20 protein-coding genes, 1 tRNA gene and 2 pseudogenes are annotated in these 19,726 nt (G+C 69.4%); 12 read left to right on the top strand and 11 right to left on the bottom strand.

Annotated features, from left to right (window positions below):
- On the top strand, positions 1-792 hold a 792-nt coding region (locus V7D28_RS05955), incomplete at its 5' end, for a class I SAM-dependent methyltransferase (RefSeq protein WP_333586451.1).
- Between the two features lie 29 nt (positions 793-821).
- On the opposite strand, the gene V7D28_RS05960 is transcribed toward V7D28_RS05955, so the two are convergent.
- Positions 822-1,433: an MSMEG_1061 family FMN-dependent PPOX-type flavoprotein gene (locus tag V7D28_RS05960; RefSeq protein WP_333586452.1), complete on the bottom strand. Its 612-nt coding sequence runs from the start codon at positions 1,431-1,433 to the stop codon at positions 822-824.
- Positions 1,434-1,565: 132 nt separating this feature from the next.
- Here V7D28_RS05960 and V7D28_RS05965 point away from each other — a divergent pair, with 132 nt between their 5' ends.
- Positions 1,566-1,874 (top strand): SCP2 sterol-binding domain-containing protein, encoded by a 309-nt coding sequence (locus V7D28_RS05965; RefSeq protein WP_333586453.1) that lies wholly within the window; start codon positions 1,566-1,568, stop codon positions 1,872-1,874.
- A gap of 15 nt (positions 1,875-1,889) precedes the next feature.
- Complete coding sequence (locus V7D28_RS05970; RefSeq protein ID WP_333586454.1) at positions 1,890-2,846, top strand: alpha/beta hydrolase; 957 nt, start codon at positions 1,890-1,892, stop codon at positions 2,844-2,846.
- Here the strand turns inward: V7D28_RS05970 and hisN are convergent, their stop codons facing one another.
- On the bottom strand, positions 2,847-3,665 hold the full coding sequence (hisN, locus tag V7D28_RS05975; RefSeq protein WP_333586455.1) for a histidinol-phosphatase: 819 nt from the start codon (positions 3,663-3,665) through the stop codon (positions 2,847-2,849). It lies immediately after the preceding gene.
- A gap of 49 nt (positions 3,666-3,714) precedes the next feature.
- A complete protein-coding gene (locus V7D28_RS05980) occupies positions 3,715-4,098 on the bottom strand; it encodes a helix-turn-helix domain-containing protein (protein ID WP_333586456.1) in 384 nt (127 codons plus the stop codon).
- Positions 4,099-4,230: 132 nt separating this feature from the next.
- Between V7D28_RS05980 and V7D28_RS05985 the strand changes: the two genes are divergently transcribed.
- On the top strand, positions 4,231-5,148 hold the full coding sequence (locus V7D28_RS05985) for a lysophospholipid acyltransferase family protein (protein ID WP_333586457.1): 918 nt from the start codon (positions 4,231-4,233) through the stop codon (positions 5,146-5,148).
- A 31-nt stretch (positions 5,149-5,179) separates the two neighbouring features.
- Here the strand turns inward: V7D28_RS05985 and V7D28_RS05990 are convergent, their stop codons facing one another.
- The 4 genes and pseudogenes from V7D28_RS05990 to gcrA form a co-directional block, all read right to left on the bottom strand.
- A complete protein-coding gene (locus V7D28_RS05990) occupies positions 5,180-5,404 on the bottom strand; it encodes a DUF2093 domain-containing protein (protein WP_333586458.1) in 225 nt (74 codons plus the stop codon).
- Positions 5,405-5,446: 42 nt separating this feature from the next.
- Positions 5,447-5,821 carry an exodeoxyribonuclease VII large subunit gene (locus V7D28_RS15315; protein WP_442957899.1) on the bottom strand — a complete coding sequence of 125 codons (375 nt, stop codon included), beginning with the start codon at positions 5,819-5,821 and terminating at the stop codon, positions 5,447-5,449.
- 24 nt (positions 5,822-5,845) lie between these two features.
- Positions 5,846-7,096: pseudogene (xseA, locus tag V7D28_RS05995) on the bottom strand (exodeoxyribonuclease VII large subunit); the annotation flags it as partial.
- A gap of 82 nt (positions 7,097-7,178) precedes the next feature.
- The gene (gene gcrA, locus V7D28_RS06000; protein WP_333586460.1) at positions 7,179-7,685 is read right to left on the bottom strand and encodes a cell cycle sigma 70 cofactor GcrA; all 507 of its coding nucleotides are present in this window, start codon (positions 7,683-7,685) and stop codon (positions 7,179-7,181) included.
- 227 nt (positions 7,686-7,912) lie between these two features.
- Between gcrA and V7D28_RS06005 the strand changes: the two genes are divergently transcribed.
- The 4 genes from V7D28_RS06005 (at position 7,913) to V7D28_RS06020 (ending at position 12,149) form a co-directional block, all read left to right on the top strand.
- Positions 7,913-8,749 carry an ABC transporter permease gene (locus tag V7D28_RS06005; protein WP_333586461.1) on the top strand — a complete coding sequence of 279 codons (837 nt, stop codon included), beginning with the start codon at positions 7,913-7,915 and terminating at the stop codon, positions 8,747-8,749.
- 196 nt (positions 8,750-8,945) lie between these two features.
- A complete protein-coding gene (locus V7D28_RS06010; RefSeq protein WP_333586470.1) occupies positions 8,946-10,127 on the top strand; it encodes an aspartate aminotransferase family protein in 1,182 nt (393 codons plus the stop codon).
- A 129-nt stretch (positions 10,128-10,256) separates the two neighbouring features.
- Entirely contained in the window at positions 10,257-11,189 is a 933-nt protein-coding gene (gene argF / locus V7D28_RS06015; RefSeq protein WP_333586462.1) for an ornithine carbamoyltransferase, read from the top strand.
- Positions 11,190-11,234: 45 nt separating this feature from the next.
- Positions 11,235-12,149 (top strand): Hsp33 family molecular chaperone, encoded by a 915-nt coding sequence (locus tag V7D28_RS06020; protein ID WP_333586463.1) that lies wholly within the window; start codon positions 11,235-11,237, stop codon positions 12,147-12,149.
- Between the two features lie 7 nt (positions 12,150-12,156).
- On the opposite strand, the gene metZ is transcribed toward V7D28_RS06020, so the two are convergent.
- Positions 12,157-13,341: an O-succinylhomoserine sulfhydrylase gene (gene metZ, locus V7D28_RS06025; protein ID WP_333586464.1), complete on the bottom strand. Its 1,185-nt coding sequence runs from the start codon at positions 13,339-13,341 to the stop codon at positions 12,157-12,159.
- Between the two features lie 110 nt (positions 13,342-13,451).
- On the opposite strand from metZ, the gene V7D28_RS06030 reads away from it, so the two are divergent.
- Positions 13,452-14,474 (top strand): 2'-deoxycytidine 5'-triphosphate deaminase, encoded by a 1,023-nt coding sequence (locus V7D28_RS06030; protein WP_333586465.1) that lies wholly within the window; start codon positions 13,452-13,454, stop codon positions 14,472-14,474.
- Between the two features lie 12 nt (positions 14,475-14,486).
- Here V7D28_RS06030 and V7D28_RS06035 read toward each other — a convergent pair whose 3' ends face one another.
- Together V7D28_RS06035 and V7D28_RS06040 are read right to left on the bottom strand one after the other, a co-directional pair.
- A complete protein-coding gene (locus V7D28_RS06035; RefSeq protein WP_333586466.1) occupies positions 14,487-14,873 on the bottom strand; it encodes a VOC family protein in 387 nt (128 codons plus the stop codon).
- 94 nt (positions 14,874-14,967) lie between these two features.
- Positions 14,968-15,468: a hypothetical protein gene (locus tag V7D28_RS06040; RefSeq protein WP_333586467.1), complete on the bottom strand. Its 501-nt coding sequence runs from the start codon at positions 15,466-15,468 to the stop codon at positions 14,968-14,970.
- A 214-nt stretch (positions 15,469-15,682) separates the two neighbouring features.
- Between V7D28_RS06040 and V7D28_RS06045 the strand changes: the two genes are divergently transcribed.
- The 3 genes from V7D28_RS06045 (at position 15,683) to V7D28_RS06055 (ending at position 19,283) form a co-directional block, all read left to right on the top strand.
- A tRNA-Gly gene (locus V7D28_RS06045) sits at positions 15,683-15,756 on the top strand.
- A 156-nt stretch (positions 15,757-15,912) separates the two neighbouring features.
- Positions 15,913-17,541, top strand: coding sequence for an ABC-F family ATP-binding cassette domain-containing protein (locus V7D28_RS06050; protein ID WP_333586468.1), 1,629 nt, complete (start codon positions 15,913-15,915; stop codon positions 17,539-17,541).
- A 92-nt stretch (positions 17,542-17,633) separates the two neighbouring features.
- Entirely contained in the window at positions 17,634-19,283 is a 1,650-nt protein-coding gene (locus V7D28_RS06055) for a leucyl aminopeptidase (protein ID WP_333586469.1), read from the top strand.
- A gap of 135 nt (positions 19,284-19,418) precedes the next feature.
- On the opposite strand, the pseudogene V7D28_RS06060 reads toward V7D28_RS06055, so the two are convergent.
- Positions 19,419-19,726: pseudogene (locus V7D28_RS06060) on the bottom strand (malate synthase G); the annotation flags it as partial.

Raw genomic sequence — 19,726 nt, forward strand, 5'->3', positions numbered from 1 at the left:
GGGGAAGAGGCGGGTCCGGCTCTGCCGGCCTCGCCCATGACCCTGGAAGAGGCCGTGGCGGGCCAGTGGCGCGCCGAGGCCGACCGGGCGCGGGACGTCTGGCGCCACCCTGTGGAGACCCTGACCTTCTTTGGCCTGGCGCCCGGCATGACCGTGGTGGAGTTCTGGCCTGGCGCCGGCTGGTACACCGACATACTGGCGCCCTTCCTGGCGGCCTCCGGCGGCAAGCTCTATGCGGCCAATCTGGAACCCAGCGATCCGGTCTCCAGCGAGGTGGTGGAGGCCTATCGCGCCAAGCTCCAGGCCAAGCCCCGGCTCTATGGGGATGTGGAGATCACCGCCTTCGGACCCACCAGTGGTCCCGTGGCGCCGGCCGGTGCGGCCGACCTCGTCTTCACGGCGCGCAACATCCACAACTGGATGGCGGCGGGCATTGTCGAAAAGGCCTTCGCAGACGCCCTGGCGGCCCTGAAGCCCGGCGGCGTGTTTGGCGTTGTGGAACATCGCGCCAATCCCGGCGGGGTTCAGGATCCCGCCGCGGCCAGCGGCTATGTGGAACAGGCCTATGTGATCCGCCTGGGGCAGGAGGCCGGCTTCATCCTCGACAAGACGAGCGAGATCAACGCCAATCCCCGGGACACCAAGGACCATCCCTTCGGGGTCTGGACCCTGCCGCCAGTGGGACGCACCTCGCCCCGGGGCGAGCCGCACGATCCCAATTTCGACCGCACCCCCTATGAGGCCATAGGCGAGAGCGACCGCATGACGCTCAGGTTCATCAAGCCGACCTGAGCGTCCGGCGCCGCCGGCCGTCGGCGGTCTCAGAGCTGCTGGCGGTAGCTCTCGATGATCTGCTCGTTGGTCACCGGCAGCTTGCCCAGGTTCAGCTGGTCGGAAATCATCTCCGCCCCGCTGGGCAGAGCGCTGCGATCCACGCGGGCCTCGGGGTCCCATAGCCGTCCGCGCATGATGGCCTTGGGACAGTGCAGGAAGGTCTCCTGCACATCGATCATCAGCACCAGGCGCGGCAGCCGGCCGAATTCCTCGAAACGGCTCAGAAGGTCGGCGTCATCGCTGGCCCAGGCCGCGCCGTTCACGCGATAGACGTCATCGAAGCCGGGGATCATGAACATCATGCCGATCCGGCCCGATCCGCCCAGGATGTTGCGTAGGGTGTCCAGCCGGTTGTTGCCTGGCCGGTCCGGCAGGAACAGCCGCCGGCCATCCTCGCTCACATGTACGAAGCCCGGCTCGCCGCCCCGGGGGGACACGTCGAGCCCGCCGTCCGGGCCGGATGAACTGACCACGCAGAAGGGCGAAAGACCGATGAAGTCCCGGCCGTGGCGGTCCACATGGTCGAGCACCTTGTCGAGCACCAGCTTGCCCGGGGCGCGATAGACCTGATCGAGATCGGCGATGTCGAGCCGGCGCATGAAGTCCCTCCCGTCTCTTTATTATGAGAACTATTCGCAATATGCATGTGCCCGGCCAGCTTGTCACCCTGGCGACGGGCGTTTACTGCCAGATCGCAGGCGACGGCTTCAGAGGCTTGGCCAGGAGGCGACATGGCGTCCATCGAACAGCTGACGGACAGGATCGCCCAGGCCGTGGCGACCGCAGACCCCTTGCCCCACGTGGTCAAGATCGACCTGAAAGGGGCGGGATTCATCCACATCGACGGCTCTCAGGTGACCAATCAGGATGCGCCGGCCGACCTGGTCGTCACGGTCAGCCTGGACGATCTGGTGGCCCTGGGTCGTCGGCGGCTCGATCCGGCCATGGCCCTGATGCGGCGCCGATTGCGGATGTCGGACATGGCGCTCGCCATGTCCATGCAGTCCAGGATCCAGGCCCTCTTCGCCCAGGCCGCCTGAAGGAGACGCATTTCCATGGCTGAACCCGCCCCCTTCGTCGAAACCCCCGGCGTCCCGCTTCCTGCGGGCGGTCGGGTGGAGTGGTTCACCGGCGCCGGCGGAGCCCGTCTGCGGGCGGGCCTCTTCCCGGCCAAGGGGCCGGCGCGGGGCTCGGTGGTGCTGAGCAGCGGGCGCACCGAGGCCATCGAGAAGTATGCCGAGGTGATCGGCGACCTGACGGCCCGCGGCTTCGTGGTGCTCATCCATGACTGGCGGGGCCAGGGCCTGTCGCACCGGGAACTGCCCGACCGTCTGCGGGGCCATGCCGCCGGTTGGGAGTCCTTCCTCGCCGACTATGACGCCCTGCTGGCCGCCTATGAGGCCGACCTGCCCCGGCCCTGGCTGGCCGTGGGTCACTCCATGGGCGGATGCCTGACCCTGCTGGCCTTGGCCAAGGGCCAGGCGTCGCGCTTCGCTGGCGCGGTCCTTTCGGCGCCCATGCTGGGGGTTCGGGTGGGGCGCTATCCGAGGATGGTGCGGGCGCTGGTGACCCTGAACCGGCTCACCGGGAGGGGCGGGGGATACGTGCTCAACGATCCCGGCAAGCCCTTCGACGACACCTTCGAGGACAATGTGCTGACCCATGACCGGGTGCGCTTCGCCCGGGGGCGTGCGGTGATCGCGGCCAATCGCGACCTGGCCCTGGGCGGTCCCACCTGGAGCTGGCTGGCCTTCGCGCTCAAGGCCGCCGACTTTTTCGCAAGGCCGCAGAACCTCTCGTCGGTCACCCTGCCGGTGATCATCTGCTCGGCAGAGCAGGAAAAGCTGGTGGACAACGCGGCCCAGGCCCGCGTGGCCAAGGCGCTGCCCGAGGGACGGCTCGTCACGGTCAAGGGCGCCCTGCACGAAATCCTGATGGAGACCGACGAGCGTCGGGCGGTCTTCTTCGCCCAGTTCGACGCCCTGGCCGACCAGGTCGCGCCGGCGACCTGATCAGGTCTTGGCCGAGCGCCGCAGGGCCACCAGGGCTTCGTCCAGGCAGGCCCGGTCCCCGGCGATGACCACCTGTCCGCCCTGGTCGCCCAGGGCCCGGCCGCGCCAGTCGGTGACCAGGCCGCCGGCCCCCTCGATGACGGGGATGGCGGCGTCGATGTCCCAGGATTTCAGGCCCGCCTCGATGACCATGTCCATGGTTCCGGCGGCGACCATGGCGTAGCCATAGGCGTCCAGGCCGAGCCGCGCCAGGCGCGCGGCGGCGCGGACCTGGGTCCAGGCGCCGTGCTCGGCCCCGTCGAAGCAGGCTTCGGGATCGGTGGTGGAGATGGTCGCCTGGGTCAGCTGCGGGCAGGGCCGCACCTTGAGCGGGCGGCTGGCGCCCTGGCGCAGCAGCCGCGAGCCCCCGGCATGGCCCATATAGATCTCATCCAGATAGGGCTGGCCGATGGAGCCCAGCACGGGCCGGCCATGCCGCCTCAGCCCGATCAGCACGCACCACAGGGGCAGGCCGGCGATGAAGGCCCGCGTCCCGTCGATGGGATCGAGCACCCAGACGAACTCCGCGTCCGGGCGATCTTCCCCGTACTCCTCGCCGATCACCCCGTGCTCGGGAAACCGCTCGGCCAGGATCTTGCGGATCGCCGCCTCCGCCCCGCGGTCGGCGGCGGTGACGGGATCAAAGACCGTCCCCTTGGCGGCGCCCTTGTCTTCCAGGCCGTGGTCGGCCCGGAACAGGGGAAGGGCCACCTGGGCGGCGGCGTGATTCAGCTCGAGGAGCAGGGCCTCGAAGCGCTCGATCTCATCGGACGACAACATGGGCCCGATGTAGCGCGCTCCGCGGGCGAGCGAAATGCTTCCCGCCGGCTCAGCCGGCTTCGCCTTCCCCATTCAGGGACTTGGCCAGGTCGAGCAGCCGACGCCGCGGGCGTTCACCGAGCTGGTAGTAAGCCCGGATGAGATCCATGGTTTCCTTGCTGGCCAAAACCTCGCCGCCGGCGGAGTCGCTGGTGTCGGCGCAGGGCTGCCGGCTGGCCGAAAGGCCGTCATAGAAATAGGCCACCGGAACCTCCAGCGCCTCGGACAACTGCCAGAGACGGGCGGCTGAGATGCGGTTGGCGCCGCACTCGTACTTCTGAATCTGTTGGAAGCGAACGCCGCAGGCGCCCGCAAGCTGCTGCTGGGTCAGGCCCAGCAGGCGACGACGACGGCGGAGCCTTTTGCCCAGGTGGACATCGATTTCGTTGCCCATACTCTTTCCCCCTCACGGTTAAGAGAACACGCCGTCCCAATTGGAGACGACGCGCCCTGAACCCCGCAAGTCGCGCGCCAAGCGACTGCGGTTCGCGTTGCGCAGACCCGCCCGGCGCGCCTATCAAGCGCCATGAGCGACGCACGCCCCTCCTTCGGCCAGGATCTGGCCTGGCGCCTGGAGGCCCTGGCCTATGACCTGGTCACGGCGCCGGCGCGTATCCTGCCGATCGACTGGGTGTCCGATTTTGGCTCCTGGCTGCTGCGCCGCCTGGGGCCGATGACCAGCGCCCACCGGGTCGTGCTGCAGAACCTGCGCATCGCCTTCCCGGACCTGCCGGCGGAGGAAATCGACGCCCTGGCCGACGCCCAATGGAGCCAGACGGGGCGAACCTTCGCCGAGTTTCCCATCATCGACCGGATCGTGCGGGCGAGGGACCGGATCAGGCTGGAGGGCGGCGAGCGGCTCGCCGAGATCGCGCGGACCGGCGAGGCGGTGGTCTTCGTCTCGGGCCACCTGTCCAACTGGGAGATCATGCCCGCGGTCATCGCCAATTCCGGCGTCACCTGCCACATGACCTATCGCCCGGCGAACAATCCCTATTTCGACGCCCGCATCCGCCGAAACCGGTTCAAGTACGGGGTTCGGCTGTTCGCCCCCAAGGGCGGGGACGGCGCTCGCGAAGTGCTGGAGGCCCTCGGGCGGGGGGAGTCGGTGGCGCTGATGAACGATCAGAAGTTCAACAGCGGCGTGGCCGCCCCGGTGTTCGGGCGGATGGCCCACACCGCGCCGGGCCCGTCGCGCCTGGCGCTCCGTTTCGACACGGTCTTGCAGCCCATGTCGGTCCAGCGGCTGGACAAGGCCCGCTTCCGGGTGGTGGTCCATCCCCCGATCAAGCCGGTGAAGACCGGCGACCGCACCGCCGACATCCAGGCGACGGTGGAGCGGATCAACCGCTTCGTCGAGGAGCGCGTCCGTGAGCGGCCGGCCGAATGGTTCTGGACCCACAAGCGTTGGCCCACCGAAATCTACGCCCGCAAGCGCAGATAGGCCGGCGGGCGCCCCCGGCCTCGATGGGCGCCTAGCTGTTCTGCGCCTTCCAGCGCTCATACGCCTCGGCGGGACCGGCATAGGCCTCCTGCAGGGCCGGGCTCCAGTAACGGAGGGCTTCGATGGGAATGCGCACGCCCGAAACGGCGCAGACCACATGGCGTCCCGGTTTCAGGACGACGAACTCGCCATCCCCATAGTGCAGGACGGCCAGGTCCGCGGGCCGGCCGGTCAGGTCACGATCATGAGCGTTCATGGTGACAGTTTATCGCGCCTGACGCCTGCGAGCCAGGGGGGCTCAGAAGAGGTCGCCCTGGGGCGGACCTTCGGTCTTGCGTCGGGGGGCGGGCCGGGTCGCGGGCCTGGAGGCTGTCGGCGCGGGTCCGTCGAGCGGACCGCCGGCGATGACCGCCTCGCGCTGGGTGTCGGCAAAGACCAGGCTCACAGCCTCGCCGCTGACGAGCTCGGCGCCGCGCCTGGCCAGGGCGCCGTCGGCCCGGTGGACCCGGGCGAAGCCCCGCGACAGGGGACCATCCGGATTGAGCGAGACGCGCAGCTTCTCCAGGGCCGCCAGGCGTTCGGCCAGTCGCCCGGTGGTCCTCTCCATGGCCGGCGTCAGGCGGGCGGCCAGGGCCTCGAGCCGCTGGCGCTGGGCCGCCTGCGGCCGGGCCATCAGGTCAGGGGTCAGGCGGGCGGCGATCCTGTTCAGGTCCCGCTGATGCTCTCCGGTGCTGCGTTGCAGGGCCGCGCCCAAGCGTCCCTCCGCCAGGCGCAGCCTCTGGTCGGCCCCGGCCAGGAGGTCCGCCGGCCGGGCGGCCATGCGGGCGGCCAGGTCCTCAAGCTTGCGCGCCTGGGCCTCCTGCGGGCGCAGCAGCAGGGCGGGTTGCAGGCGCGATGTGATCCGCACCAGGTCTCGCTCGTGGGCGGCGGCGTTCTTCTGCAGGCCGGCATGCAGCCGCCCGGCGGCCAGGTTGAACCTCTGTGCGGCCATCTCCACCAGATCAGGGACCCGGGCCAGGCTGCGCGCTGCGCTCTGCACGCGCCCCTGGCGGTCGTCCACCACCCGGCCGCCGCAGCGATGCAGGCGCGCGGTCAGGTCGCTGATCCCCGCCCGCAGTTCGGCCAGGACCGGGGTGGCCATCTCGGCGGCGGCCGTGGGCGTCGGCGCCCGCCGGTCGGAGACGAAGTCGATGAGGGTGGTGTCGGTCTCGTGACCCACCGCCGAGATCACCGGAATGTCGGCTGCCGCGATGGTCCTGGCCAGGCCTTCGTCATTGAAGGCCCAGAGATCCTCCACCGATCCCCCGCCGCGGGCCACGATGATCACATCGGGCCGCCGCAGGTCGCCCTGGATCGGCAGCTCGCAGAAGCCCCGGACGGCCGCGCTCACCTGGGCGGCGGCCTGATCGCCCTGGACCACCACCGGCCAGACCACCACCTGGCAGGGCCAGCGGTCGCGGATGCGGTGCAGGATGTCGCGGATGACCGCCCCGGTGGGGCTGGTCACCACCCCGATGACGGCGGGCATGCCGGGAAGGGGCCGCTTGCGCGCCGGGTCGAACAGCCCCTCGGCCGCAAGCTTGGCCTTCAACCGCTCCAGCTGGGCCAGAAGGGCGCCCACGCCGGCGGCCTCCATGGTCTCGATGACCACCTGATAGCGCGAGCCGGCCGGAAAGGTGGTGATCTTGCCGGTGACCACCACCTCCAGTCCCTGTTCGGGCCGGATGGACAGGCCCCGCACCGATCCCTTCCAGACCACGCCGTCGATGGCGGCGCGCTCGTCCTTGAGCGTCAGATAGACATGGCCGTTGGAATGGTGGGTGACCTTGGACAGCTCTCCGCGCAGGCGCACGAAGCCGTAGGCGTCCTCCAGGGTCCGCTTGAGCGCGAACGCCAGCTCGGAGACGGAATAGGCGCGCGCATTGGAATCGGGGGCGGTGTCGCTCATCGCCCTCAGCCTATCGCGCGTCGACCGGAAACAGAAAAGGGCGGCCTGTCGCCAGACCGCCCCTTTGTTTCCTCGGCCGGATTCAGATGTAGCGCCGCAGGGAGCGGGCCAGGTCTGAACCGCCCGACTTCTTCTTGGTCTGGGCCGGCTGGTAGGCGATGCGCGCATGTTCGGCGCAATAGGGACCTTCGGAGACGCGGCGGCCGCAGAAGGTGAAGCCGTCGCTGGACGGATCGCCGATGGGCCACTTGCACATGTGCGCCCCCAGGGTCAGCACGGTGGCTGAACCCGGCGCCTCCTCCACATAGCGGGCCGGCGGCTGCGGCTCGGCGGCCTCCACGGGCGCAGGCTCGGCGATGCGCCGGGGCGCCGACGGCGCGGCGGCGGCCGGGCGTTGCGGCCGCGGCGCCTTGAAGGCCGGACGGGCCGGTTTCGAGGGCGCGGCGCGTCCCGACAGGCCCAGGCGATGGACCTTGCCGATGACGGCGTTGCGGGTGACCCCACCCAGTTGCTTCGCGATCTGGCTGGCCGAGAGGCCGTCCTGCCAGAGCTTCTTAAGCGTTTCGACTCGCTCGTCAGTCCAACCCATCAGAGCCTCCCAAACGGCCGGAGCTGTCCCGGTCTCACCGCCCCGCGCAGCCGACCGAAACTAAATCTTGTGTTGGCGGGCGATCGCCGCCTCCACGGACTACTAGATATCGTAAAGACTTCCTTAAGGGCCACAATAGGCGCCCCTGCTTCCATCCACAGGAACTACATATTGCGTCGCACGGTCGCAGGCTTGCAGGCTGAGCCGCAGGAGCGCACATGTGCGCCATGAACGACATGTCGCCCGCCCGCGCCGCCCAGATCGCCACCGCCGTTCCGCCCGCGCCCCGCGCCTATCACGGCTTCAACTGGCCGGGCTTCCGCACTCTCTATCTGCGTGAGGTCAAGCGCTTCTGGAAGGTGGGGATGCAGACCCTGGCCGCGCCGGTGGTCACGTCGCTGCTCTATATGATGGTCTTCGTGGTGGCCGTGGCCGGCGCCCGTCCCTCGATCCACGGGGTGAACTTCGCGACCTTCATCGCCCCTGGCCTGGTGATGATGACCATACTCAACAACGCTTTCGCCAACTCGTCGTCCAGCCTGCTGCAGGCCAAGGTCAACGGACTGGTGGGGGATTTCATGACCCCCCCGCTGACGCCCATCGAACATGTGGCGGGCTTCGCCCTGGGCGCGGCCACGCGGGGCCTGCTGGTGGGTCTGGTGACCTGGGTGGCCGTTCAGCCTTTCACCGACCTGCCGGTGAGCCACCTGTGGGCGGTGGCCTACTTCTCCGTGGCCGCCTCGCTGATCCTGGGGCTGCTGGGCATCATGGCCGGCCTCTGGGCGGAGAAGTTCGACCACATGGCCGCGGTGACCAACTTCCTGATCATGCCCATGACCTTCCTGTCGGGGACCTTCTACCTGGTTGATCGCCTGCCCGAGCCCTTCCGGACGGCGAGCCATTTCAACCCCTTCTTCTATCTGATCGACGGGTTCCGCTACGGCTTCATCGGCCAGGCCGAGGGCTCGCTGATCACCGGGGTGGGCATGACCGCCGGCATCGTGGTGGCCTTCACCTGCATCTGCCTGTGGATGTTCGAGAGCGGCTACAAGCTGAAGACCTGATCGGCGCCGGCGACACAGGGTGGAACTCGACGCCGGGCGCCCTTGTCCGGCACATTGACAGATCGCGGTTCACGCCCGAAAAGATCGAGCCTTCCCAGGTCCCCGCGCCACGGCGTGGGGCCGCTTCGTTCGGAGGGCATCCCCCGTGACCGAAAAGACCGCGACATCCGCCGCGACCGTTCCCAGCGACCACATCATGGGCGTGTACAACCGCGCCCCGCTGGCGTTCGAGCGAGGCGAGGGCGCGCGACTGTTCACGGCGGACGGCGAGGCCTATCTGGACTGCATGGCGGGCATCGCCGTGAACGCCCTGGGCCATGCCCACCCCCGGCTCGTGCAGGCGGTGAAGGATCAGGCCGAGAAGCTCTGGCACGTCTCCAACATCTTCAAGATTCCGGGCCAGGAGGCGCTGGCCACGCGGCTGTGCGCCGAGACCTTCGCCGATGTGGTGTTCTTCACCAATTCCGGCGCCGAGGCGGTGGAGTGCGCCATCAAGACGGCGCGCAAGTATCACTGGGCGCGGGGCAATCCCGAGCGCATCGACATCATCGGGTTCGAGGGCTCCTTCCACGGTCGGACCGTCGCGGCGGTGAACGCCTCGGGCAACAAGTCCTATCTGGAAGGCTTCGGGCCGCCGCTGCCGGGCTTCGTCCAGCTGCCCTATGGCGACCACGAGGCGCTTCGCGCGGCCATCGGCCCCACCACCGCGGCCATCATCATCGAGCCGGTGCAGGGGGAGGGCGGCGCCCGGGCCCTGCCGGTGGCCTGCATGAAGGGCCTGCGTCAGCTGTGCGATGAGCACGGCATCCTGCTGATCTATGACGAGATCCAGTGCGGCCTCGGCCGCACCGGACGTCTGTTCGCCTATGACTGGGCTGACGGCGAGGGCGATCCCGACATCATGTGCGTGGCCAAGGCCCTGGGCGGGGGCTTCCCCGTGGGCGCGTGCCTGGCCACCATCGAGGCCGGGGCGGCCATGAATGTCGGCTCCCACGGTTCCACCTATGGCGGCAATCCCCTGGCCATGGCCGTCGGTCTGGCGGCGGTGGACGAACTGGCCAAGCCCGAGCTGATGGACCACGTCCGCGAGGTGGCCGGCTATTTCACCCAGCAGCTGTCGGGCCTGCGCGACCGCTATCCCGACGTGGTGGTGGACGTGCGCGGCAAGGGCCTGCTCATCGGGGTCAAGCTGGCCACGCCGAACCGTGAGTTCATGCAGCATGCCCGCGACCAGCACCTGCTGATCGCCGGCGGCGGCGACAACTGCGTGCGCCTGCTCCCGCCGCTGACGCTCACCCTGGACGAGGCGCGCGAGGCCATCGCGCGTTTCGAACGCGCGTGCGAGGCCGCCCGCGCCCAGGCGCGCGCCGCGGCCTGATCCCTTCACGCCCCTGACCCCTTCACGCCCGGCTTGTCCGGGACATTCATTGATCAAGGACCCCGCGCCGAAGGCGGCGTCGCCGTTTCCATTTCAGGACGCCGCGGCGGGGTCGATGGGACTTCCCCGATGACCGCTCCCAGACATTTTCTCGACCTCTGGCGGATGGACTCCGCCGACCTGCGCGCCATCCTCGATGATGCGCGCACCCGGAAAGCCGCCCGCGCGGGTTGGCCCATGGGCCGCGTGGACGCCGACGCCCCGGCCCGCGACCGGGTGCTGGCGATGATCTTCGAGAAGCACTCCACCCGGACGCGCTTCTCCTTCGACGCGGCCATGCGCCAGCTGGGCGGCGACGTACTGATCTCCACCTCGGCGGACATGCAGCTCGGCCGCGGCGAGCCCGTGGAAGACACCGCCAAGGTGCTCTCGCGCATGGTCGACGCCGTCATGTTGCGGGCGAACACCCACGAGGATCTGGAGCGCCTCGCGTTGGCCTCCACCGTGCCGGTGATCAACGGCCTGACCGATCGCAGCCATCCCTGCCAGATCATGGCCGACCTGCTGACCTTCGAGGAGCATCGCGGGCCGGTGACCGGGCGGACCATCGCCTGGGTGGGCGACGGCAACAATGTCTGCGCCAGCTTCATCCATGCGGCGGGCAAGTTCGGCTTCAAGCTGAACATCGCCTGTCCCACCGTCTATCACCCCGACCTCACCGACCTGGCGCGGGCCGCCGACATGCAGGGCCGGGTGGAGATGACGGAGGACCCCCGCGAGGCGGTGCGCGGCGCCGACTGCGTGGTCACCGACACCTGGGTCTCCATGGGCGACACCGACCATGACGAGCGTCTGGCGGCCTTCGAGTCCTATCAGGTGGACGACGCCCTGATGGCCCTGGCCGACCGGGACGGCATCTTCCTCCACTGCCTGCCGGCGCATCGGGGCGAGGAGGTCACCGACGCGGTGATCGACGGGCCGCGCTCCAAGGTCTGGGACGAGGCGGAGAACCGCATCCACGCCCAGAAGTCGATCCTGGCCTGGTGTTTCGGGGCGATCTGAGGCGGGGCTCGCAATCGGGCGCCTGCGCCCCTATATGGCCGCTCCATGTCAGTTGAAACCACACCCATCCCCGACGATCTGGTCGGCCCCTTCCAGATCGAGGGCGAGGCCGTGCGCGGCCGCCTGGTCCGCCTGGGTCCGGCCATCGACGAAATCCTCGCCGCCCACGCCTATCCCGAGCCGGTGGCCAACCTGCTGGGCGAGACCTGCGCCCTGGCCGCCCTGGTGGGGTCGGCGCTCAAATTCGACGGGCGCCTGATCGTCCAGGCCCAGGGGGACGGGCCGGTGCGCTATGTGGTCGCCGACTACGACACCGAAGGCGCCCTGCGCGGCTATTGCCGGTTCGATCCGGATGAGGTGGCCGCCGTCTCCAAGGGCTTCGCCCGCCCCGGGGCCCGGACCCTGCTGGGCCAGGGGGTGTTCATCATGACGGTGGACCAGGGGCCCGAAATGGACCGCTATCAGGGCGTCACCGCCATCGAGGGCGAAACCCTGGCGCTCTGCGCCGAGCAGTATTTCGCCCAGTCCGAACAGACCCCCACCCGGGTGCGCCTGGCGGTGGGTCAGGCCGATGTGGGCCAGGGCCTGAGCTGGCGGGCCGGCGGCATGCTGATCCAGAACATCGCCGCCGACGAGGCCCGGGGCTCCACCGAGGAAGCCTGGACCCGCAGCCAGGCCTTCTTCGAGACGATCGGCGAGGACGAGCTGCTCGATCCGAGCCTGTCCAGCCAGACCCTGCTCTTCCGCCTGTTCCACGAGGACGGGGTGCGGGTCTTCGAGCCCAAGCCCCTGCGGGCCTTCTGCCGGTGCTCCGAAGAGCGCATCCGCAACGTGCTGGCGTCCTTCGAGGTGGGCGAACAGAGCGACATGATCGAGCCGGACGGCAAGATCCATGTCACCTGCGAGTACTGTTCGAAGGTCTATCGTCTGTCGCCGGACGAGGTGAAGGCCCAGGCCTGAGGCAGACTCAGGCCTGGTCCAGGGCCCGCTCCACGTCACGAACCAGATCGGCGGCGCCCTCCAGGCCCACGCTCATGCGCACCCAGCCCTCGGTCAGGCCGATGGACTCCCGCTCCTCGGCGGGCATGGAGCGGTGGGTGGTGGTGCAGGGGTGGGTGGCCATGGACTTGGCGTCCCCCAGATTGTTCGAGATGTCGATGATCTGCAGGGCGTCCAGGAACCGCCAGGCGGCCTCGCGGTCCCCCAGGTCAAAGGCCAGCACATTGCCGCCGCCGCTCATCTGCCGCCCGATGATCGCCGCCTGCGGGTGGTCGGGCCGGCCGCAATAGACGGTCTTGCGCACCTTGGCGTGGGCGGCCACGGCGTCGGCCACCTGGGCGGCGTTGTCGCTCTGGCGGCGCACGCGCAGGTCGAGGGTCTCCAGGCCTTTCAGCAGCACCCAGGCGTTGAAGGGCGAGAGCGCCGGGCCGGTATGGCGCAGGATGTCCTTATAGGCCTCCACCATGAGCGCCTCGGCGCCCAGGATGGCGCCGCCCAGCACGCGGCCCTGGCCGTCGATATGCTTGGTGGCCGAATAGACGACGATGTCGGCGCCCAGGGCCAGGGGCTTCTGGAAGATGGGCGTGGCGAAGACATTGTCCACCACCAGCCGCGCGCCGGCGTCGTGGGCGATCTGGGCCACCGCCTCGATGTCGGTGACCTCCAGCAGGGGGTTGGCGGGGCTTTCCACCAGGAAGCAGCGGGTGTTGGGGCGCACGGCCTCGCGCCAGGCGGCGAGGTCGGTGGCGTCCACATAGGTGACCTCCACGCCGAACCGGGGCAGCCACTCGGAGATGATCCAGCGGCACGAGCCGAACAGGGCGCGTCCGGCCACCAGATGGTCGCCCGCCCGCAGCAGGCCGGTCAGCGCCACATGCACCGCCGACATGCCCGATGCGGTGGCGCGGCACAGGTCGGCGCCTTCCAGCAGGGCCAGGCGGTCCTCGAACATCTGCGTCGTGGGGTTGCCGAAGCGCTGGTAGATGAAGCCCGGCGCGTCCCCGGCGAAGCGGGCGTCGGCGGCTGCGGCGCTGTCATAGGCGAAGCTCTGGGTTAGGAAGAGCGCCTCGGAAATCTCCCCGTGCTCGGTGCGCATGAGACCGCCGCGAACCAGCTTGGTCGCCTGGGTCCAGTCGCGCGGATCTTCAGCCATGGGGTGCTCCTTCCCAGAGTGTGGCAAGGCTGCGCACAAACGCCCCCGTCAGGCCCGGGTCAAGGGGCTGGTGCTTGCCAGACTCATGGCCAGGGGCAAGTGTCGCGCCGATGACTCATGCTTCCCTCTCGGCCGGCATTCTGCCCTGCCAGGCCATCGACGCCCTGATCGCCCAGGGCGCGGTCACCGCCGCCAGTCCCTTCGACGCCGATCAGGTGCAGCCGGCCAGTCTCGACCTGCGCTTGGGCGTGCGGGCCTGGCGGGTGCGCGCCTCCTTCCTGCCGGGCCTGGGACGCAGGGTGGCCGAGCGGCTGTCCGACGTGGCCATGCACGAGCTGGACCTGACCCGCGGGGCGGTGCTGGAAAAGGGCTGCGTCTATATCGCCGAGCTGCAGGAGGCGCTGGCCCTGCCGCCGGGCGTGGCCGCCCGGGCCAACCCTAAGAGCTCCACGGGGCGGGTGGACGTCTTCGTGCGCCTGCTCACCGACCATGGGGCGGCCTTCGATGATGTGGCCGAGGGCTATGGCGGGCCGCTCTATATGGAGATCGCCCCCCAGACCTTCTCCATCCTGGTCCGCACCGGCACCCGGCTCAATCAGCTGCGCCTGAAGCGGGGGGAGCCGCCCAAGCTCGACCTGCGCAGCGTCGGCGTGGACCTGACCGAGGGGGTGGCCGGCTTCCGGGCCCGGCGGCATGCGGGCGTCATCGACATGGACCACGAGGACGGCCACGATCCGCGTGATTTCTGGGAGCCGCTGGAGCCCCGCCGCGGCGAGCTGCTGCTCGATCCGGGGGAGTTCTACATCCTGGCCTCAAAAGAGGCCGTGGAGATCCCCGTGCTGCAGGCCGCCGAGATGACGCCTATCGACCCCTCGGTGGGGGAGTTCCGCGTCCACTATGCCGGCTTCTTCGATCCCGGATTCGGCACCGAGGAGGCCGGCGGCCAGGGCTCGCGCGGGGTGCTGGAGGTGCGCAGCCATGAGACGCCCTTCCTGCTGGAGGACGGCCAGACCGTGGCCCGGCTGGTCTATGAACCGCTCACCGAAAAGCCCTCGCGCCTCTATGGGGAGGGCGGGTCGCACTATCAGCGCCAGGGTCTGAAGCTGTCGAAACACTTCCGACCCTGGCGATGAAGCGGGCTGGCCTCAGCCCATCTTGAAGACGCAGAGCTTGTTGCCGTCGGGATCGCGGAAATAGGCGCCGTAGAAGTTGGGGATGCGGATCCCCGGCGTGCCCTCGTCGGCCGCGCCGTTCTTCAGGGCGATGGCGTGGACCTCGTCCACCACCTCGCGAGAGGGGGCCGACAGGGCCACCATGGTCCCGTTGCCATGGGTCGGCGCCTCGCCGTCATAGGGAGTGCAGACGCTCAGCATGCCCCCCGCCCCGTTGGAAAAGCCCTGCATCCGGTCGCTGCCGAAGGCGCGCTTGGCGCCCAGGGGGGCCAGCACCGTGTCATAGAAGGTCTTGGCGCGCTCCAGGTCGCTAACGCCCAAGGTCACATAGCCGATCATCGTGTCGTCCTCCCCGATCATGAAGACAGCCAAGCTAGCCTGGGTGACGGGCGGGGAAGCAAGGGCGATGGCGATGGGGACTTCTCCACCGACCCGCGTCCGTGGAAGCGACAACCTAGTTGCGCTGATTGTCATCGGACCCTTCGATCCCGACGATTGGGATGATTTCCTGCCGGATGTATTCGAGCCGGCTCTTCAGCATCCGTGCATGTTCTTCGGTTGGGGCGGCCGCGATCGGGTAGGCGCCCGTCAGATCCTCGCCGTTTAGAATGCGGCTCGCCCAATCCTCCATGAAGACGCAATACGTCTCCAGCGCCTCTCCGGGGTTGGGCGAGTCGTCGGTCGCGAAATATGCCGGCGGAAGGTCGCCGACGATCACCCAGAGTTCGATATCCTCTTCGCCCTCCCATCGGATCGGTTCCTCGAAACGGAAGAGGAAGAGCGAGAGGATGCCGCTCATGCCGAAGGCCAGCAGCACCTCCCGAATGGGCTTGGACCACGCAAAGCTCCCCACATAAGCCCGAGCCTCCTCCTCTCGAACCGCGAGCCGAGCGTCCTCTTCAGGATCGGGCACGCCGGCGAGCTGGAAGGATGAGGTATCGACCGGCGGATTCATGGGGTTAGGCCTTAGGGGGGCGCGGGGTATCAGATTACGATGAGATCGCCCGGCTTCCACTCGGGATTCAACGTCTTCTGTTCTCGTTCAAGCCACTGTCGTTGGTCTTCCTGGCTGGGCAGGCGGCGCCTTGGGGGTGGCGTGTGGCTCTGGGTGGACGCGGCAACTTGCGGGCGGTCGGGCCATATGCCAGAAACCGGCTTGGCGACCCTGGGCGGATGTAGCTCAATGGTAGAGCAGGAGCTTCCCAAGCTCACGACGAGGGTTCGATTCCCTTCATCCGCTCCAAATTCCCAGGCGCCGTCCTCAAGAAGCTAGCGAAACTGTCTGCACCCGGCTCCCCAAGCTGAACGTCGGGGGGCCGTCTCCCCCTGGCCGTTCCAGGCGGTCCTCGGGCGGCGAGGGGGCTGGCCTTCTGGGGCGGCGCAGGCTAGCAGACCGCCCGTGATCCGCCTCGACAACATCTCCAAGCAAAACGGCCACCAGATCCTGTTCATCGAGGCTTCGATGGGCGTGCAGAAGGGTGAGAAGGTGGGGCTCGTCGGCCCCAACGGCGCCGGCAAGACGACCCTGTTCCGCATGATCACCGGTCAGGAGCCGCCCGACGACGGGCTGGTGGTGGTCGATCCGGGCACGACCATCGGCTATTTCAGCCAGGATGTCGGCGAGATGTCCGGCCAGAGCGCGGTCGCCGCGGTGATGGACGGGGTGGGTCCGGTCAGCGCCCTGGCCGCCGAGATGGCGCGCCTGGAGGCCGCCATGGTCGATCCGGATCAGGCCGACCAGCTGGAGGCCGTCATCGAGCGCTATGGCGAGGTGCAGGAGCGGTTCGAGGAACTGGACGGCTACGCCCTGGAGGCCCGCGCCCGGGAGGTGCTGGCCGGCCTGAGCTTCAGCGCCGAACGCATGGACGGCGATGTGGGCCTGCTCTCCGGCGGGTGGAAGATGCGTGTCGCCCTGGCGCGGATCCTGCTGATGCGGCCCGACGCCATGCTGCTGGACGAGCCCAGCAACCACCTGGACCTGGAGAGCCTGATCTGGCTCGAGGCCTTCCTCAAGAGCTATGACGGCGCCCTCTTGATGACGTCCCACGACCGGGCCTTCATGAACCGGATCGTCGGCAAGGTGGTGGAGATCGACGCCGGGTCGCTGATCACCTATTCGGGCGATCTGGACTTCTTCGACCAGCAGCGGGCGCTCAGCGAACAGCAGCGCCAGGCGCAGTATGAGCGCCAGCAGGCCATGCTGGCCAAGGAGATCAAGTTCATCGAGCGGTTCAAGGCCCGCGCCTCGCACGCCGCCCAGGTCCAGAGCCGGGTCAAGAAGCTCGACAAGATCGAGCGCGTGGAGGCGCCGCGCCGGCGCCAGACGATCGCGTTCGAGTTCCAGAGCCCGCCGCGCTCGGGCGAGGACGTGGTCAGCCTGCGGAACGTCCACAAGGGCTATGGCGCGCACAGGGTCTATGAGGGGCTGGACTTCCTGGTGCGCCGCAAGGAGCGGTGGTGCGTCCTGGGCGCCAATGGGGCGGGCAAGTCCACCCTGCTCAAGCTGGTGGCGGGCGCCGCGGCCCCGGACGAGGGAACCGTGAACATCGGGGCCAGCGTCAAGATGGGCTATTTCGCCCAGCACGCGATGGACCTGCTCGAGGGCGAGGAGACCATCTTCGAGTCCCTGGAGCGGTCCTTCCCGCAGGCGGGCCAGGGGGTGCTGCGCAATCTGGCGGGCTGTTTCGGCTTCTCGGGCGATGATGTGGAAAAGCCCTGCCGCGTGCTCTCCGGGGGCGAAAAGGCGCGTCTGGTCATGGCCAAGATGCTGTTCGATCCGCCGAACCTCCTGGTGCTGGACGAGCCCACCAACCACCTGGACATGGCCACCAAGGAGATGCTGGTGGCGGCCCTGGCCGATTTCGAAGGCGCCATGCTGTTCGTCTCCCACGACCGGCACTTCCTGGCCGCCCTGTCCAACCGGGTGCTGGAGCTGACGCCGCAGGGCGTCCACCAGTATGGCGGCGGCTATACGGAATATGTCGCCCGCACCGGCCAGGAGGCGCCCGGGCTGCATCCCGGCGGCTGACCCGCCGGCCCAGGCTTGCCCTGGGCGCCCGGCTCGCCTTCATTGGCGGCAAGGTGCGGCCGAGGTTGGCCGCTGACGATTCTGGAGGCTCCATGACCCTTGCTCGCTCCCAGGCCTCGGGCCTGATCCTTGCCGCCTGCGCCGCCGTGATGGCCGGGGCCGCGCCCCTGGCGGCCCAGGCCCAGGCGCGGACGACGTCGGGCCCGGTCTCGGAGGCCGGCCGCACGGCGCCGGCGCCGGCGCCCGTCTGGCGCGCGGTGAGCTTCTCGGCCTCGACGCCGGCCCGGACCCCGGACGGGGTGCTGGTGGTTCCCGCCTCCGACGCCGCCGACCTCAGCCGCCGCGCGGCGGGGTTGGAGCCCGCTCTGGGCGAGGCCCTGGTCCGGGCGGCCCAAAGCGCCAAGTTCGGCTTCGGCGAACGTCGGACCCTGGTGCTGCGCGGTCTGCCCGGCGCCTCGGCGATCGTTCTTGTCGGCCTGGGCGAAGCGCCCCAGGCCCGGGCGTGGCAGGAGGCCGGACGTGCGGCCGGCCGCGCGGCGCTGGACGAGGCCGGCCCTCTCACCGCCCTGGCCCTGGGGGCTGACGGCCAGGCCGCCGCCGAGCTGGCCACGGGCCTTGGCCTGGGCGCCTACCGCTCCGATCTGCACCAGGCCAAGGCGCGCAGCCGCCCGGCCCCCGGGCCCGCCGTGGTGGTCACCGAGCAGGCCGCCGCCGCCCAGGCCGCCTACAGCCCCCGGGGCGAGGCCCTGGTGAGCGCCATGGCCTGGGCCCGGGACGTCTCCAACGAACCGGCCAACATCATCTATCCCGAGAGCTTCGTGGCCCGCGCCCAGGCCGCCTTCCGCGGCGTGCCGGGGGTGAGCCTGGAGGTGCTGGACGTGCCGGCCATGGAGCGTCTGGGCATGGGGGCGATCCTGGGGGTGGGGCGCGGCTCCGAACGCCCGCCGCGCATGCTGATCATCCGCTACCGCGGGGCCGGCGCGCCGGACCAGCCGGTGGTGCTGGCCGGCAAGGGCATCACCTTCGACACCGGGGGCATCTCCATCAAGCCCGCCGCCAATATGGGCAATATGAAGATGGACATGTCGGGCGCGGCCAGCGTGACCGGGGCGGCCCTGGCCTTGGCCAAGGCCGGGGCGCCGGTCAATCTGGTGGCCATCGCGGCCCTGGCCGAGAACATGCCCGACGGGCGCGCGGTGCGCCCGGCCGACGTGCTGACGGCCATGAACGGCAAGACCATCGAGATCGTCTCCACCGACGCCGAGGGTCGCCTGGTCCTGGCTGACGCCCTGGCCTGGGCGGAGGCCAATCTGCGGCCCGCCGCGGTGGTGGACGTGGCCACCCTGACCGGTGCGGTGCGCACGGCGCTGGGCGACGACTATGCCGGCCTCTTCAGCCGCCATGACGCCCTGGCCGATCAGCTGGCCGCGGCTGGTGACGCCGTGGGCGAACCGCTGTGGCGCCTGCCCCTGCATCCCAGCTATGGCGAGGACATCGCCTCCACCATCGCCGACCTGCGCAACGGCGGCGGCGAGGGCGCGGGCGCGGGCACGGGCGCGCACTTCATCGGCGAGTTCATCAGCCGCGACATCCCCTGGGCCCATCTGGACATCGCCGGAATGGCCTATGGGGCCGCCGACGCGGTCAAGCCGGCGGGCTCGGCGGGTTTCACCGTGCGCCTGCTGGAGCGGTTCGTTCGGGACTTCCAGCCCGTGGCGTCCAACGAGGACGCAGTCCGATAGGTGGGAACCGGTTACGGTTCTCAACGCGCGTCCCGCAAGGGACCTGGGCCGTGATCCGATTTCGGAAATCGGATCGCGGCTCAGGCTCAGGGGCAGAGCCAGCCGGCCAGACGAGCGCCCGACCGGCGGGACGTCCTATCCCCGCAACTGCGCCTTACGCTCGCGCCGCCGGCGGGTGAGGATGTGCTCGGTATAGCCGTTGGGCTGGACGCGGCCGTCGAACACCAGGTCCAGCGCCGCCAGATAGGCGATGCTGGCGGCCGGATCGGCGCTCATGGGCTGATAGGCCCCGTCGTCGGCGTTCTGCTGGTCCACCACCTTGGCCATGCGGGCGAAGGTTTCGCGCACCTGCTCTTCGGTGCAGACGCCATGGTGCAGCCAGTTGGCCATGTGCTGGCTGGAGATGCGCAGGGTGGCGCGGTCTTCCATCAGGCCGACGTCGT

This window comes from Phenylobacterium sp., assembly GCF_036723115.1.
GTDB lineage: Bacteria > Pseudomonadota > Alphaproteobacteria > Caulobacterales > Caulobacteraceae > Phenylobacterium.

Coding starts and splice junctions, on each gene's coding strand:
- V7D28_RS05960 (WP_333586452.1), bottom strand. CDS start 1,433: ATGCGCCGGCTCGACATCGCCGATCTCGATCAGGTCTATCGCGCCCCG.
- V7D28_RS05965 (WP_333586453.1), top strand. CDS start 1,566: ATGGCGTCCATCGAACAGCTGACGGACAGGATCGCCCAGGCCGTGGCG.
- V7D28_RS05970 (WP_333586454.1), top strand. CDS start 1,890: ATGGCTGAACCCGCCCCCTTCGTCGAAACCCCCGGCGTCCCGCTTCCT.
- hisN (WP_333586455.1), bottom strand. CDS start 3,665: ATGTTGTCGTCCGATGAGATCGAGCGCTTCGAGGCCCTGCTCCTCGAG.
- V7D28_RS05980 (WP_333586456.1), bottom strand. CDS start 4,098: ATGGGCAACGAAATCGATGTCCACCTGGGCAAAAGGCTCCGCCGTCGT.
- V7D28_RS05985 (WP_333586457.1), top strand. CDS start 4,231: ATGAGCGACGCACGCCCCTCCTTCGGCCAGGATCTGGCCTGGCGCCTG.
- V7D28_RS05990 (WP_333586458.1), bottom strand. CDS start 5,404: ATGAACGCTCATGATCGTGACCTGACCGGCCGGCCCGCGGACCTGGCC.
- V7D28_RS15315 (WP_442957899.1), bottom strand. CDS start 5,821: ATGGCCCGGCCGCAGGCGGCCCAGCGCCAGCGGCTCGAGGCCCTGGCC.
- gcrA (WP_333586460.1), bottom strand. CDS start 7,685: ATGGGTTGGACTGACGAGCGAGTCGAAACGCTTAAGAAGCTCTGGCAG.
- V7D28_RS06005 (WP_333586461.1), top strand. CDS start 7,913: ATGAACGACATGTCGCCCGCCCGCGCCGCCCAGATCGCCACCGCCGTT.
- V7D28_RS06010 (WP_333586470.1), top strand. CDS start 8,946: ATGGGCGTGTACAACCGCGCCCCGCTGGCGTTCGAGCGAGGCGAGGGC.
- argF (WP_333586462.1), top strand. CDS start 10,257: ATGACCGCTCCCAGACATTTTCTCGACCTCTGGCGGATGGACTCCGCC.
- V7D28_RS06020 (WP_333586463.1), top strand. CDS start 11,235: ATGTCAGTTGAAACCACACCCATCCCCGACGATCTGGTCGGCCCCTTC.
- metZ (WP_333586464.1), bottom strand. CDS start 13,341: ATGGCTGAAGATCCGCGCGACTGGACCCAGGCGACCAAGCTGGTTCGC.
- V7D28_RS06030 (WP_333586465.1), top strand. CDS start 13,452: ATGACTCATGCTTCCCTCTCGGCCGGCATTCTGCCCTGCCAGGCCATC.
- V7D28_RS06035 (WP_333586466.1), bottom strand. CDS start 14,873: ATGATCGGGGAGGACGACACGATGATCGGCTATGTGACCTTGGGCGTT.
- V7D28_RS06040 (WP_333586467.1), bottom strand. CDS start 15,468: ATGAATCCGCCGGTCGATACCTCATCCTTCCAGCTCGCCGGCGTGCCC.
- V7D28_RS06055 (WP_333586469.1), top strand. CDS start 17,634: ATGACCCTTGCTCGCTCCCAGGCCTCGGGCCTGATCCTTGCCGCCTGC.